We start from the raw sequence: 14495 nt of genomic DNA, 5'->3' as shown, positions 1-14495 counted from the left end.
GCGGGGGTGGGTGCTCGGCTCTCAGCCGCGAAAACCCCGCGCGCTCCGGGGTCGGGCGGGTTAGGTTGCCGACGTGCCCGACGCTGCGCGGCTGCTCGCCGCTTACGACCGCGAAGTCCGCCAAGCCGAGCTGACGCAGGCCGAACCCGGACAGCAGCTGACTCTCGACGGTCCGCTCGCCCGACTCACCGGGGGCCGCCGCGGTTTCGTCTCCGGCCCGCCCGACCTCGGCGTGACCGGCGCCGCGCTCGACGAGCTGATCGCCCGCCAGCGTGCGTTTTTCGCCGCTCGCGGCGAGGAGTTCGAATGGAAAACCCGCAGCCACGACCGTCCCGCGGAGCTTCCCGAACGCTTGCTGGCCGCCGGTTTCACGCCGGAGGAAACCGAAACCGTCCTCATCGCGCCGCTGGACGCGGTCGCCGCCTCGGCTCCGCCGTCCGCCGACATCGTCGTGCGCGAAGCCGACGGCGACGACGACCTGCTGCTCATCGCGACTCTCTCGGCGACGGTGTTCGGCCACGAAGAGGCCGCAGTCGCCGCGGATCTGCTCGCCCGCGCCCGTGCCGATTCCGGGACCACCACGCACGTCGTCGCCGAAGCGGACGGCCGGTTCGTGGCCGCGTCCCGGCTGGAACTGGTGCCCGGCACCGGATTCGCCGGACTGTGGGGCGGCGCGACCCTGCCCGAATGGCGCGGCCGGGGTCTCTACCGAGCGCTCGTGGCGCACCGCGTCGGCGCGGCGCGGGCTCGCGGAGTGGACTACCTGCAGGTCGATGCGCTGCCTACGAGCCGCCCGATCCTCGAACGGCTGGGCTTCACCGCGGTCACCGAAACGACGCCATACGTATGGAGCCCGCTCAGCCGATAAGACGCGTCGCGTACGGCATGATCCCGCCGTACCGGACCGAAACCACGCGCACGTACGAACCCGATTGCGGGGCCTCGACCATCTGCCCGTTGCCCAGGTACAGGGCGACGTGGTGGATGCCGCCCGAGCCGCCCCAGAAGAGCATGTCGCCGCGGCGCATCTGGGACAGCGGCACCCGGCGGCCCGAGGTGTACTGGTAGCCGCTGAAGTGCGGCAGGCCCTGCACGCCGGCGAAGGCGTAGATCATCAGGCCGGAGCAGTCGAAGCCGATCTTGCGGTAGTCGCCGTACCGGTCGGCCACGCCGCCGTCGCGGATGCCGCGGGTCGGGCCGCTGCCGTTGCCGCCGCCCCACGCGTACGGCATGCCCACCTTGGACAACGCCCGCGCGATCACGGCTTCGATCGAACTTCCCGCCGCCGGGGACGGACGGCTGTGGCTTCCGCCGCCGTTGTCGTCGCCGCCGTCGTCATTGTTGTTGTTGTTCGCCGCGGCCGCCCGCAGCGCCGCCTGCCGCGCGCGCTCCTCGTCCTCGCGCTGTTTCTGCGCGACCCAGTCCTGGTAGCGCTGGCGCTGCCCCTGCAGGCCGTTGACCTTCGCCTGGGCGGCGTAGAGCTGCTGCTCGACGGAGTTCTTGTTGGCTTCCAGCTGCGTGTTCTGCGCGGCCTGGGCCTGCTGCGCGGACACGGCGGCGGACTGCGCGGAGTCCGCGGTGCCCTTCGCCCGGGTGGCCGCGTCCTGCTTCTGCTGCGCGAGCTCCAGCGCCTTGCGCGCGGCGGAGTCCTTGTTGGCCTTCTCGGTCTGGGCCTGCTGGAGCCGGTCCATCGCGTTGAGCCGCGAGCCGCCGATGGCGTTGAGCAGCTGGGCGCGGGCGAGCAGGTCCTTCGGGCTGTCCGAGGTGAGGTACGCCGAGACCGACCCGATCGTGCTGCCCTGCTCGAAGCTCGCGGCGGCGAACTTCTTCGCGTCCGCGCGGGCCTTCTCGATCGCGCCGACCGCAGCGTCCGCCTCCTGGCGCGCGGACTTCGCGTCGTTCTGCGCCTGGGTGGCCTCGTCCTGCGCGGTCTGCAGGTCGACCAGGGCCTTCATGGCCTGTTCCTGCTTCAGCTCGACGTCGTCCTGCAGCGAGCTCAGCCTCTGCTCGGCCTGGGCGAGCTGGTTGGTAAGCCGCCCGACCTCGCCCGCTTTAGCGTTGGCGTCGCCCTTGGCGTCGGTGATCGACGAATCGCTCGGGTTCGGCGGCGGAGGGGGCACCGCGAGCCCCGTGCTCGTCGCGCCGAGCAGCGCGACCAGGGTGACCGCCGCAATCGTCAGGCCGCGCCGGGCTCCGGCGCCGTGCATCGGCGCACCCGCCGTCCCGGACCGTCCCCGCCTGGCCATCACGCCCCGCCACCTCCGCTCGCCGGCCGCCCGCGCGCCGTTTCGGACAAGCACGGACACACCGCGTACCACTGCAGTCACACCACTATCACAAGCAACAGGGAGAACTTACACACCGCGGAGATCATTTCCCCTGTTCGGGGGACCTGCCGGAGGAGCGTGTCCGCATGGCGTAGGTCACTCCGCGTGTCGTCTTGAACGAAATACAGGACACGCGTACTGTTTGGAACGACGGACGAGGTGTGCCCTCCCGGTTCCGGTCTTACGGTGGGGGTGCGCAAGACTCGCCTGGGTCGACCCGACGACCCGGAAACGACACCGAACTGACCCGGGAGGACACGCCGGCGGCGGCGTGGAATCCATGCCACTGGAGTTAGACGTGACTGCACCTAGCAAGGACAGCTTCGGCGCCAAGGACACCTTGCAGGTGGAAGAGAACTCGTACGAGATCTTCCGCCTGGACAAGGTCGAAGGCGCCGCCCGGCTGCCCTACAGCCTGAAGATCCTCCTCGAGAACCTGCTGCGCACCGAGGACGGCGCGAACATCACCGCCGACCACATCCGCGCGCTCGGCGGCTGGGATCCGAACGCGGACCCGTCGATCGAGATCCAGTTCACGCCCGCCCGGGTGATCATGCAGGACTTCACCGGCGTGCCCTGCGTGGTCGACCTGGCCACCATGCGCGAGGCCGTGACCGCCCTCGGCGGCGACCCGGACAAGGTCAACCCGCTCGCCCCCGCCGAGATGGTCATCGACCACTCGGTGATCATCGACGTGTTCGGCCGCGCGGACGCCTTCGAGCGCAACGTGGAGATCGAGTACGAGCGCAACCGCGAGCGCTACCAGTTCCTGCGCTGGGGCCAGGGCGCCTTCGACGAGTTCAAGGTCGTCCCGCCGGGCACCGGCATCGTGCACCAGGTCAACATCGAGCACCTGGCCCGCACGGTCATGGCCCGGGGCGGCCAGGCGTACCCCGACTCCTGCGTCGGCACCGACTCGCACACCACCATGGTCAACGGCCTCGGCGTGCTGGGCTGGGGCGTCGGCGGCATCGAGGCCGAGGCGGCCATGCTGGGCCAGCCGGTGTCGATGCTGATCCCGCGCGTCGTCGGCTTCAAGCTGACCGGCGAGATCCCGGCGGGCGTCACCGCGACCGACGTCGTGCTCACGATCACCGAGATGCTGCGCCGCCACGGCGTGGTCGGCAAGTTCGTCGAGTTCTACGGCGAGAGCGTCGCCCAGGTGCCGCTGGCCAACCGCGCCACCATCGGCAACATGAGCCCGGAGTTCGGCTCCACCGCGGCGATCTTCCCGATCGACGACGAGACCGTCCGCTACCTCAAGCTCACCGGCCGCTCGGCCGAGCAGGTCGCGCTGGTCGAGGCGTACGCCAAGGAGCAGGGCCTCTGGCACGACCCGGCGCACGAGGCGCAGTACTCGGAGTACCTCGAGCTGGACCTGTCGACGGTCGTCCCGTCGATCGCCGGCCCGAAGCGCCCGCAGGACCGCATCGAGCTGACCGACGCCAAGTCCTCCTTCCGCAAGTCGGTGCACGACTACGCCGAGGACGAGCAGCCCACCCCGCACACCAACGTCGACGAGACCGTCGAGGAGACCTTCCCGGCCTCCGACCCGGCCGCGCTGTCGTTCAAGGACGAGACCGCCGTGCCGGTGCAGTCCGCGGCGAACGGGGCCACCGGGCGCCCGACCAAACCGGTCAAGGTGTCGACCGCCGACCGCGGCGACTTCATCCTCGACCACGGCGCCGTGGTGATCGCCTCGATCACCTCGTGCACCAACACCTCCAACCCGTCGGTCATGCTGGGCGCGGCGCTGCTCGCGCGCAACGCGGTCGACAAGGGCCTGTCGGTCAAGCCGTGGGTCAAGACGTCGATGGCGCCGGGCTCGCAGGTCGTCACCGACTACTACACCAAGGCCAACCTCTGGCCCTACCTGGAGAAGCTGGGCTACCACCTGGTCGGCTACGGCTGCACCACCTGCATCGGCAACTCGGGCCCGCTGTCGGACGAGATCTCCGCCGCGATCCAGGAGAACGACCTCACCGCGGTCTCGGTGCTCTCGGGCAACCGGAACTTCGAGGGCCGGATCAACCCGGACGTCAAGATGAACTACCTGGCGTCCCCGCCGCTGGTCATCGCCTACGCGCTGGCCGGGACGATGGACTTCGACTTCGCGACGCAGCCGCTGGGCCAGGACACTGACGGCAACGACGTGTTCCTGAAGGACATCTGGCCGTCCGCGCAGGAGATCCAGGAGACCATCGACTACGCGATCACGCAGGAGATGTTCACCAAGGACTACGCCGACGTCTTCGACGGCGGCGAGCGCTGGAAGTCGCTGCCCACCCCGGAGGGCAAGACCTTCGAGTGGGACGCCGAGTCCACCTACGTCCGGAAGCCCCCGTACTTCGACGGCATGGCCGCCGAACCGGCTCCGGTGCGGGACATCTCGGGCGCCCGCGTGCTGGCGAAGCTGGGCGACTCGGTCACCACCGACCACATCTCCCCCGCCGGCGCCATCAAGGCGGGCACCCCGGCCGCGCAGTACCTGGTCGAGCACGGCATCGAGCGCAAGGACTTCAACTCCTACGGCTCGCGCCGCGGCAACCACGAGGTCATGATCCGCGGCACCTTCGCGAACATCCGGCTGCGCAACCAGCTGCTGGACGACGTGCAGGGCGGCTACACCCGCGACTTCACCGTCGAGGGGGCCCCGCAGGCGTTCATCTACGACGCGGCCCAGAACTACGCGGCGGCGGGCACCCCGCTGGTCGTGCTGGGCGGCAAGGAGTACGGCTCCGGTTCCTCGCGCGACTGGGCGGCGAAGGGCACCAGCCTGCTGGGCGTGCGCGCGGTCATCACCGAGTCGTTCGAGCGCATCCACCGCTCCAACCTGATCGGCATGGGCGTCATCCCGCTGCAGTTCCCGGCGGGCGAGTCGGCGTCGTCGCTGAAGCTGGACGGCACCGAGACGTTCGACATCGAGGGCATCACGAAGCTGAACGACGGCGAGACGCCGCGGACGGTCCACGTGACGGCCACCAAGGAGGACGGCTCGAAGGTCGAGTTCGACGCGGTCGTCCGCATCGACACCCCGGGCGAGGCGGACTACTACCGCAACGGCGGCATCCTGCAGTACGTGCTGCGGAAGATGACGCAGTCCTGACGGCCTGATCCGTTCCGGAAGCCCGTTCCCGTTTCCCGGGGGCGGGCTTCCGGCGTTTCAGGGGTCCGGAAAACAGTCCGGTGCGGTCAGCCCCGGCCGCTACGCTCGAAGGCGGGACTTTCGGAGGGGCGACGATGACGGTCGGCACGGTGGCGCTCGGCGACGGCGAACTCGCTTACGAGGAACGGGGTTCCGGCCGCCCGGTGGTGTTCCTGCACGCGGGCGCGATGACCCGCGCGATGTGGGACCCGCAGTTCGCGCGGTTCGCCGACCGGTATCGCGTGATCCGGTACGACGGGCGCGGGCACGGCGGTTCGGCCCGGCTTCCGCAAACCGCGTTCTCCCACCACGAAGACACCCGAAAGCTGCTCGACGCCCTCGACATCGACCAGGCGGTGCTGGTCGGCTGTTCGTTCGGCAGCCGGGTGTTCGCGGACTTCGCGCTCGCGCATCCGGACCGCGTCGGCGCGCTGGTCCTCGCCTCCCCCGGGCTCAGCGGGATGGAGTTCCGCGATCCCTACATCCTCGGCCTCGAGCGGGAGATGGCCTCGGCGACCAGCCGCGAGCAGGTGGTCGAATGCCTGCTCCGGTCGTGGGTCGACGGCCCGCACCGGAGCGCGGACGAGGTCGATCCGGCGGTACGGGAGGCGTGCCGCTCGATGGTGTGGGAGAACATCGCGCGCGAGCACTCCGCGCCGGTGCCCGCCGAGGAACTCCGCGCGGTCGACCGGGTGGCCGAGATCCGCGCCCGCACGCTCGTGCTCACCGGAGAACTCGACTCCTCCGACATCGTGCGGACCGCCGAACTGCTCGACCGCGAAGCACCCGGCACGCGCTGGGTCCGCGTGCCGGGTGCCGGGCACCCGGTCAACCTCGAACAACCGGACCGGTTCGGCGATCTGCTCGACGAATTCCTGCGCGGCTAGCCCGCCACCGCGCCCGTTTTCGGGTCCAGCTTCAGCGGTTTCGCCTTCGGATGCGAGAAGTCGAACATCCCCGTCAACGGCGCCGCCATCGCGTCGAACGAGCCGCCGCCGATGCGGCCCAGGTGCCAGTTGTCCTCGATGAACCGCAGCACCGACGTCTGGTCCGTCATCGTGTGGTCGACGTGATTCACCTTGCTGTACGGCGAAATCACCAGCAGCGGCAGCCGCGGGCCGTAGCCGCACCGATCCGCGAAGCCGCCCAGCTTCACCGGCTTCGACGTGCACACCGACGCGTCCTGGGCCGAATCGTGCGAGCCGTTGAGGATCTTGGGCGCGACGTGGTCGTACCAGCCGTCCGAATCGTCGTACGCCAGCACGATCGCGGTGTTCTTCCACTGCGGCGACGCCTGGATCCGGTTGATCTCGTCGGCCACGAAAGCCTGTTCGTCCAACGGATCCGAGTAGCCCGCGTGCCCGTCCTGGTACTCCGGGGCCTTCAGGAAGCTCACGGCGGGCATGGTGCCCGCGGCGAGTGCGTCGTTGAAGTCGCGGACGTCGTACTGGTGGTTCGCCTGATCGTGCTGGCCCACTGCGTGCAGCGAGGACGGCGGAAGGTGCTTGCGGTTCGCGGTCGACTGGTAGTACTGGAACGGTTCGTGGTGCGGGCTGTAGTCGACGGACGCCTGGCCGCCCACGTTCGGGTGTTTCGTCCCGCAGACGGCGTATCCGTTCGCCTCGCCGGTGGGCCGGAAGCCGCCCTCGAACCAGCCCCAGGTGACGCCGCGCGCGTTCAGCAGGTCGCCGACGTTGCGGCCCTGGAACGCGCCGAGGTTGTCCTTCGCGGTGTGGTTCTTGTCCGAGCAGTCGTCGAACGCCGGGTCGGGGTCGGTGATCATGGTGCCGACGCCGTGCGAATCCGGCGAGGCCGCGGTGTGCGGGTCGACCTTCGGCTCGCCGGTGACCGAATCGACCGGCTGCAGGCCGTGCGTCTGGCCGGAGACGAGGTTGATCGCGCCGGGGCTGGACGGGCCGAAGACGGTGTTGAAGGAGTTGTCGTTCAGCGCGTAGTGCTGGGCGTAGTTCCACATCGCGGTGACGGTGTTGCCGTCGAAGTAGTTCATCACCAGGCCAGGCTCGCCGAACAGCACCGGCTGCCCGGTGCACTTGTCCTTCTCGGTGTACTCGACGAACTTGTCCATCTTGCCGCCGTTGAACGCGGCCTGTTCCTTCTTGTAGTCGTGCGCCTGGTCGCAGGTGAGCGCCTGGTCCGGACTGAGGCGCTTCGGGTTGTAGGCGTTCGGGTTTCGCTGCAGCAGGTCCGGCGTGAGGCCGTTGACCTTCGGCGTGCCGGGCGCGGCGTGGAACGGGGTGCCGTTTTCGTTGGTGGCGTTCGGATACGTGCCGAAATAGTGGTCGAAGGAGATGTTCTCGCCGAAGATCACCACGACGTTCTTGATCGGCGTCGACGTCGTGAACGTCTCGGCGGCGATCGCGTGCGCCGGCGCCGAGGTCGACGCCGCGCTGCTCGCGCACGCCGCGGCCAGCGCCGCGGTCGCCGCCAGCGCGGCCGCCGCGGTGGCCCGCTTCCTGGTCCGCTTCACTGCAGAACTCCTTCCGCTCAGCCCAGCACTGCCCGGCCGTAGTGGTCGGCCGGATCCGTCACGCCCGGGAACAGGTGGAAATACCCGCCCCCGAACGGCGAGACGTAGTCGGTGAGCGGCTCCCCGGCGAGCCGCTTCTGCACGGCCTCGAACTGCTGCTCGAGATCGCGCTGGTAACAGGTGAAAACGAGGCCCATGTCAAGGTTGCCGTTGGAGTCCACGCCGCGGTCGTAGTTGACCGCGCGGCGCAGGATCCGCTGCCCGTCGGTCTGCGGGGTGCGCGGGTTCGCGAGCCGGATGTGGCTGGTCAGCGGGATGACGGTGCCGATCGGGTCCTCGGCGTAGCGCGGCGCGTCCTGCTCGGCCGCGCCGTCGAGCGGCGCGCCGGTGTCGCGGCGGCGGCCGATCATGTTCTCCTGCTCCGACAGCGACACCCGGTCCCAGAATTCGACCAGCATGCGGATCAGCCGGACGACCTGGTAGCTGCCGCCGTCGTCCGTCCACACCAGACTGTCCGCTTCGGACGGTGCGGGATTGGCGGTGCCGTCCTTGAAGCCGAGCAGGTTGCGCGGCGTCCCGGCCGGACGCGGCGGCGAGCTGAACCCGTCGATCTTCCAGCGCAGCTGCATGCCGCCGCGAGTCGCGCGGGCGATGTCGCGCAACGCGTGCAGCACGGTGTCCGGTTCGGCGGCGTTGAGCACGAGGCTCAGATCTCCGTGGCACCACTGCGGATCGAGCGCGTCGTCGGGGAACATCGGCATCTGCTTGAGCTTCGGCGGTTTGCGCGCGGCCAGCCCGTACCGGTCGTCGAACAGCGACGCACCGGCGCCGACGAGCACCGACAACTGTCCTTTCGGGACTTCCGGGCCGAGGACGCCGGAATCCGCCGGCGGTCCGGTGATCCCGACCGACGCGGGCGCGCCGCCGCTGGTGAGGAACCGCGCGCGGTCGGTGAGTTCCTTGAGCAGCGCGGTGAGTTCGGTGCGGTTCTCGGCGACGACGTCGAACGCGGCGACGATCGAATGTCTCGCGGGTTCCGCCAGCACGGCCGTCTGCCGGGGACCGTGGAACGGCACCGCTCCCCCGGCCGCCGTCGCGCTTCCGGACAGGCCGACCAGGCCCGCGCCCGCTCCAGCGGCGGCCGCTCCGCGCAGGAACGCGCGCCGCCCCAGGGTCACGAGGTCCTCCTCGGCTCGGCGATCGCCGCGACCGGGGCCAGGCGTTCGGTCAGCTCGGAGACGTCGGCGTCGATCCGCTGCCGCTGCTTCCGGTCCAGGGCGGACAGCGGTTTGCCAGCGACGGCCCGCAGATCGCGATCGGTGCGGGCGATCCAGGCGTCGAGGTCCTTCAGGCCGGGGAACCGGGTGGTCAGGAGCGGACGCAGCACGTCGAGGACCGCGCGGGTGCCGGTGAGGTTCGCGCCCGCGGTCGCGAGGTTCGAGCCGCTGCCGTAGTCGGTGCGGCCGGTCAGCTCGAACTGGAGGGTGTTCTCCATGATCTCGTGCGCGCGCAGGCCGAGGTCGTTCTGGTCGATCTGGGCGTCGGCGAACGACGTGCGCAGCTTCTGGACCGCTTGGTCGAGATGATCGGCGACCGGGCTCAACGCGGGCATCGCTTCGTTGTGCCACAAGCCGTTCTCGAGCCGGTGGAACCCGGTGAAGCCCGGATCGGCGGCTCCGCCGGGCAGCCCGGCGGTGGTGCCGTTGATCGCCCCGTCCGAATCGCCGAAGGCGTTGTAGGCGGCGCCGAGCCGTTCATAGGTCAGGTGCGCGGTGAGCCAGGCTTGTCGCGCCGCACCGCGATTCCCCGACCGGACGGCTTGCGCCAGCGCGGCGGTCTGGCCGGTGAGCGTGCCGAGGCCGTCGGCGACGTACCCGTGGTACTGCTTGAGCGGCCCGAGCAGATCGGCGTTGGTCACCGGGAGCACCGCCGGTCCCGGACGGGCCGCGCCGCCGGTGACCTGGACCGTCGGGCCGACGAACGGCGTGCCGTCCTCGGGTGCGCAGCGCAGGGCGTACGCGCCGTTGGCGAAGTTCACCGGCAGCGCGCGCGTCGTGCCCGGGCCGACGCCTTCCAGCTCCCCGAAGACCGTGCCGGTGGCCGGGTCGACGAGGTCGATTTCCATCGTGACAGCGGCGTCGTTGCGGACCTGGAGAGTCTGCGGCCCGGCCGGCGGCGCGGTCCAGCCGTCGCCGCAGGCCGAGCGCGAAACCGCGACCGGACCGGGCTGGGCGGGCGAGCCGGAGCAGCCGGAGAGCACCGCGGTCCCGACGAGGACCGCCGTCCACCTGGCCGCGCCGAACCCACCCGCCCAGCGCCGCACGTCAACTCCCCTCAGGTGAACTTCTGGCGGACACTTTCACCGATCCGCCGACCGCTGACAAGAGGGTTGTGCCGTTATGCCCGGTTCCGGCGCAAGATCCACCGATAGATCAACCGATCAGCCGTTCGCGGGCGTCGTGAAGGGCTGCCGGTCCGGCTGGAACACCTGGCCGTCGGCGGGAACCTTCAGGTCGATCAGGTAAGCGGCGGTCGCGTCGTCGACACCCCGCGCGCGGCCGAGGATGCAGTGGCCGAACGAATCGACCGACAGCAGCCGGGAGTTGCCCAGCTCCTCGGCCATCCGCTGGCCGAACCGGTACCGCGTGGCCGGGTCGTAGAGGTTGCTGACCACCAGGACCGGCGTCGCGGTGTTCGCGCGCCACGGCCCGCGGTACGGGTCGGACGTCTTCGCGGCCGGCCAGACCGGGCAGGCGGCGATGTCGGAGAACACCTGGTAGCGGCCGAACGTCGGCGATTCCCGGTCCGCCTTGCCCGCGATGCCCGGCACCTGCTCCTGCTTGATCCGCATCGGCTTGTCCGCGCAGTTCACCGCGAAGTACGAGTCGTTGCCGGTGTACGGGCTGTCCGGGGCGAGGTCGAGCAGACCGCCGCGGCCCGCGGACAGAGTGCCCTTCCGTGCGGACTGGGCCTGCAGCGACGGGTGCAGCACCGAGTACGCCTGCTGCAAGCCCTCGGCCAGCTCGCCGAACGCGTCCGGCGAATACATCGCGCTCGACGCCGCGCTGATCAGCGTGCCCAGGTCCACTTTCTGGCCGCCGGGCAGCGTGATCGGGTCGGTGCGCACGTGCTCGCGCAGCTCGTCGAACTTCGCCCGCGGGTCGCCCGCGCTGAACGCGCACTTGTCACCGGCCTGAGCACAGCGCTCGAGGAAGCCGTCGAGCGCGATCTCGAAGCCCTGCGCCCGCGCCAGGTCGTAGGTGACGCCGTCGTTGGTGCGCAGCTGCGGGTCGACGTTCCCGTCGATCACGATCGCCCGCGTCTGCTTCGGGAACATCGCGGCGTAGGTGGACCCGACGAGGGTGCCGTAGGAGAAGCCGGTGTAGGTCAGCTGCTGGTCGCCGACCGCGGCGCGCAGCTGGTCGAGGTCGCGCACGACGTCGCGGGTGGACATGTGGTCCAGCAGCGTACCCGCGTTGCGGCGGCAGAACTGGCCGTAGTCGCGATACCCGGCGAGGGTGCTCGAGATTTCCTTGCGCGACAACGGAACCGGCAGCAGCTCGCCCTGGACGTCCTGGGCGTCCTCGGCCGTGGTGAAGCAGCGCAGCGGGTTGCTGGCGCCGACGCCGCGCGGGTCGAACCCGACGAGGTCGAAGCGGTCCATCACCTGCGGACGGAAGGTGCGGTCGCCGGAGATCGGCATCCGCAGGCCGGACCCGCCCGGGCCGCCCGGGTTGAGGAACAGCGACCCGATCCGCTGCCCGGGAATCTTGGCGGCGCGCTTCATCAGCGCGATGTCGATACTGCCGAGCGACGCGTCGTCGTGGTCGATCGGCACGCGGTAGAGCGAGCAGCTGTACAGCTTCACTTGGTCTTCCGGGACGCCGCGCAGCTGTTCTTTGGTGCAGTCCTCCCACTTGACCGGCGCGGTGCGCGCGATCTCCGCGGGTTTGGCCGGTCGGGCCTGCGCCGCCGGGCCTGCTGGCGCCGCGACGGCAGTGCCCGCCAGCCCGGTCAGCGCGGTCGCGATCGCCGCGACCAGTGCTCCGGTTCGTGCTCTTCTCGATCCGCGCACGTGGAATCTCCCCTGTTTGCGCACCCGCCTGATTACGGGGCGTCACCGAGACTGGCATAATCCGGCCAAGCCGGGCACCGGCCAAAAGGAGGATGTGCGGGTTCGGACGAGCGACAACGCGCGCTCAGGGGCGGTCCTCGACGACGGGCTGGACCGGGCCGCGCCCGCACACCGACAGCTGAGCCCGAGCGGCTCCGCGCCCCGGCTGGAGAACAGGCCGCGCGAGCGGGAAGCGTCCAGCCGACGTGCCCCGGGAACGCTCAGCAGCGGGACAGCACGAACACCGGGAAGTCCCGCCGCGCCTCGTCCCGTTCCATCTGGTAGCCCGGCCAGAATTCGAGCAGTTCCGCCCACATCCGGTCGTACTCCGCGCCTTCCAGCTCCCGCGCCTTGACCTCGATCTCCCGGCCGCGCAGCGCGACCGTCGCCTTCGGGTTCTCGCGGAGGTTGTGCGTCCACGCCGGGTTCTGCGGGCGGCCCCAGTTGGAGCCGGTGAGCACGAACTCGCTGCCGTGCGGGTAGTACAGCAAGTTCGTGCTCCTCGGCAGGCCGCTGCGCCTTCCGGTGGTGGTGAGCCGCAGGGACGGCAGGCCGGCCAGGCCGACCAGGCTGATCCGGCCGCCGAACCACCGGTGCAGCTGCCGGTCGGTCGCGATGATGGCGCGCGACGCGCCCATCAGCCTGGGCTGGGTGCCGAGCTTGCGGGCGAGCGCCGCGACAGGGTTACGCACGCACTGATCTTGCCAAACTCACCCCGAACCGCTGCTGTGAGTCTGTCCACCATTGTTCCAGCGCGAACCCGGCGGCGTTCAGTTCCGCCTCGACGCCGCCGCGCCGGAACTTCGCCGACACCTCGGTGCGGATGTGCTCGCCCTCGGCGAAGGGCACGACCAGGTCCGCGCCGGGGATGCGCACCTCCGTCCGGCTCCGGGCGCGCAGGCGCATTTCGATCCACTCGTGCTCGGCGTTCCAGTGCGCGACGTGGTCGAACTCGTCCGGGTCGAAGTCCGCGCCCAGTTCGGTGTTGATCACGCGCAGCACGTTGCGGTTGAAGGCCGCGGTGACGCCGGCCGCGTCGTCGTAGGCCCGCTCCAGCGTTTCCCGGTCCTTCACCAGGTCGGTGCCGAGCAGCAGCCACTCCCCTTCGCCGAGCACGTCCCGCACCGAGCTCAGGAACTCGGCGCGTTCGCCGGGCAGGAAATTGCCGATCGTGCCGCCCAGGAAGGCCACGACCCGCGGCGCGGTGCCGGGCAGCAGCCGCAGGTGCTGGGTGAAGTCGCCGACCACCCCGCGCACCTCGAGCTTCGGATAGTCCGCCGTGATCGCCGCGGCGGCCTCGGCGAGCGCGGATTCCGACACGTCCATCGGCACGAACGCTTCCAGCGTGCCGTGCGCGGTGAGCGCGTCCAGCAGCAGCCGGGTCTTCTCGCTCGACCCCGAGCCCAGCTCGACGAGCGTGTGCGCGCCGGTGCGTTCGGCGACCTCAGCCGCCCGCTGCGCGAGCACCTCGCGCTCGCTGCGGGTCGGGTAGTACTCCGGCAGCGCGGTGATCTTCTCGAACAGCTTGCTGCCTTCGGCGTCGTAGAACCACTTGGGCGGCAACCACTTCTGGTCGGCCGTGAGCCCCTCGCGCACGTCCGCGCGCAGTTCGGCGGCCACGTCCCGGCGATGGCTCTCCAGATCCGCTTCGGTCATCGGGCGGTGCTCCGTTCCAGGGTCAGGGGAAGGATGTCGACGCCGGCCGCGGTGACGCGCACGGCGTGGTGGTCGGGCACGGCGGTCCAGGCCGGGTCCGGATCGCACGGCTCCGACGCCAGCACCACGCCGGTTTCCGTGCGGCGCACGGACAACGCGTGCGTCCAGGCGGTGCCGACGAGCAGTTCGCCGTCGGTGAGGAGAAGGTTCAGCCGGGAGCCGGGGGCGACCGCCTCGACCTCGCGCACGAGGGCGGTCACCGCTTCGAGCGGCTCTTCCCCCGCGCGCAGCCGAGCCCGCAGCAATGCCCACAGCAGCGCGGAATCCGTCGGCGCTTCGAGCGTGAACAGCTCCGTGACGTCCAGCCGTCCGGCGAGCCCGCGCATCGAGCCGGGCCAGCCGCGGACCACGCCGTTGTGGCTGAACAGCCAGCGGTCCTCCAGGAACGGCGCGGCGGCCGCTTCGGTGACCGGCATTCCGGTGGTGCCGTTGCGCACCGCCGCGACGAACGCGCGAGTGCGCACCGAAGCGGCCAGCGCGGGCAGCGTCTGGTCGGTCCACAACGGCTCGCGGCGGCGGTACCGCTGCGGCGGCGCGCCCGGTTCCGGGTACCAGCCGAGGCCGAAGCCGTCGGCGTTCACCGAACCGCCGCCGCGCATGTCGAGCGGCGCGTACGACTGCACGAGCAGCGCGTGCGGCGCGGCGAACATCAGCTCCGCCGGGGACACCGGCGCGCCGAGATAGGCGAGATGACGGCACATCCGG

11 protein-coding genes are annotated in these 14495 nt (G+C 70.6%); 3 read left to right on the top strand and 8 right to left on the bottom strand.

What is annotated here, in order from left to right; genetic code table 11:
• The first annotated feature begins 73 nt into the window (after positions 1-73).
• Complete coding sequence (locus ABZX37_RS20755; protein WP_354741750.1) at positions 74-868, top strand: GNAT family N-acetyltransferase; 795 nt, start codon at positions 74-76, stop codon at positions 866-868.
• On the opposite strand, the gene ABZX37_RS20750 is transcribed toward ABZX37_RS20755, so the two are convergent.
• Positions 858-2246 (bottom strand): NlpC/P60 family protein, encoded by a 1389-nt coding sequence (locus ABZX37_RS20750; protein ID WP_354741784.1) that lies wholly within the window; start codon positions 2244-2246, stop codon positions 858-860. The genes ABZX37_RS20755 and ABZX37_RS20750 overlap by 11 nt on opposite strands.
• Before the next feature lie 379 nt (positions 2247-2625).
• On the opposite strand from ABZX37_RS20750, the gene acnA reads away from it, so the two are divergent.
• Positions 2626-5433 carry an aconitate hydratase AcnA gene (gene acnA / locus ABZX37_RS20745; RefSeq protein WP_354741748.1) on the top strand — a complete coding sequence of 936 codons (2808 nt, stop codon included), beginning with the start codon at positions 2626-2628 and terminating at the stop codon, positions 5431-5433.
• 134 nt (positions 5434-5567) lie between these two features.
• Positions 5568-6359 (top strand): alpha/beta hydrolase, encoded by a 792-nt coding sequence (locus tag ABZX37_RS20740; protein ID WP_354741746.1) that lies wholly within the window; start codon positions 5568-5570, stop codon positions 6357-6359.
• Here ABZX37_RS20740 and ABZX37_RS20735 read toward each other — a convergent pair.
• The 7 genes from ABZX37_RS20735 to egtC all read right to left on the bottom strand — a co-directional run bounded on the left by ABZX37_RS20735 (position 6356) and on the right by egtC (position 14491).
• Positions 6356-7960 carry an alkaline phosphatase family protein gene (locus tag ABZX37_RS20735; RefSeq protein ID WP_354741744.1) on the bottom strand — a complete coding sequence of 535 codons (1605 nt, stop codon included), beginning with the start codon at positions 7958-7960 and terminating at the stop codon, positions 6356-6358. The genes ABZX37_RS20740 and ABZX37_RS20735 overlap by 4 nt on opposite strands.
• A 17-nt stretch (positions 7961-7977) precedes the next feature.
• A complete protein-coding gene (locus ABZX37_RS20730) occupies positions 7978-9138 on the bottom strand; it encodes a Dyp-type peroxidase (RefSeq protein ID WP_354741743.1) in 1161 nt (386 codons plus the stop codon).
• Positions 9135-10283 (bottom strand): EfeM/EfeO family lipoprotein, encoded by a 1149-nt coding sequence (locus ABZX37_RS20725; RefSeq protein ID WP_354741741.1) that lies wholly within the window; start codon positions 10281-10283, stop codon positions 9135-9137. Before ABZX37_RS20725 ends, ABZX37_RS20730 begins: the two co-directional genes overlap by 4 nt.
• Positions 10284-10400: 117 nt before the next feature.
• The gene (locus ABZX37_RS20720) at positions 10401-11969 is read right to left on the bottom strand and encodes an alpha/beta hydrolase (RefSeq protein ID WP_354741782.1); all 1569 of its coding nucleotides are present in this window, start codon (positions 11967-11969) and stop codon (positions 10401-10403) included.
• 326 nt (positions 11970-12295) lie between these two features.
• Entirely contained in the window at positions 12296-12766 is a 471-nt protein-coding gene (locus tag ABZX37_RS20715; protein ID WP_354741739.1) for a nitroreductase family deazaflavin-dependent oxidoreductase, read from the bottom strand.
• Complete coding sequence (gene egtD / locus ABZX37_RS20710; protein WP_354741737.1) at positions 12759-13730, bottom strand: L-histidine N(alpha)-methyltransferase; 972 nt, start codon at positions 13728-13730, stop codon at positions 12759-12761. The genes ABZX37_RS20715 and egtD overlap by 8 nt, the downstream gene beginning before the upstream one ends.
• Positions 13727-14491, bottom strand: a complete 765-nt coding sequence (egtC, locus tag ABZX37_RS20705) for an ergothioneine biosynthesis protein EgtC (protein WP_354741735.1) — start codon at positions 14489-14491, stop codon at positions 13727-13729. The genes egtD and egtC overlap by 4 nt, the downstream gene beginning before the upstream one ends.
• Between the last annotated feature and the right edge of the window lie 4 nt (positions 14492-14495).

Source organism: Amycolatopsis sp. NPDC004079 (assembly GCF_040610415.1).
In the GTDB taxonomy this organism is placed as follows: Bacteria; Actinomycetota; Actinomycetes; order Mycobacteriales; family Pseudonocardiaceae; genus Amycolatopsis; species Amycolatopsis halotolerans.
The sequence above is the reverse complement of the archived record's forward strand: the minus strand, read 5'-3'. Positions and strand labels throughout refer to the sequence as shown.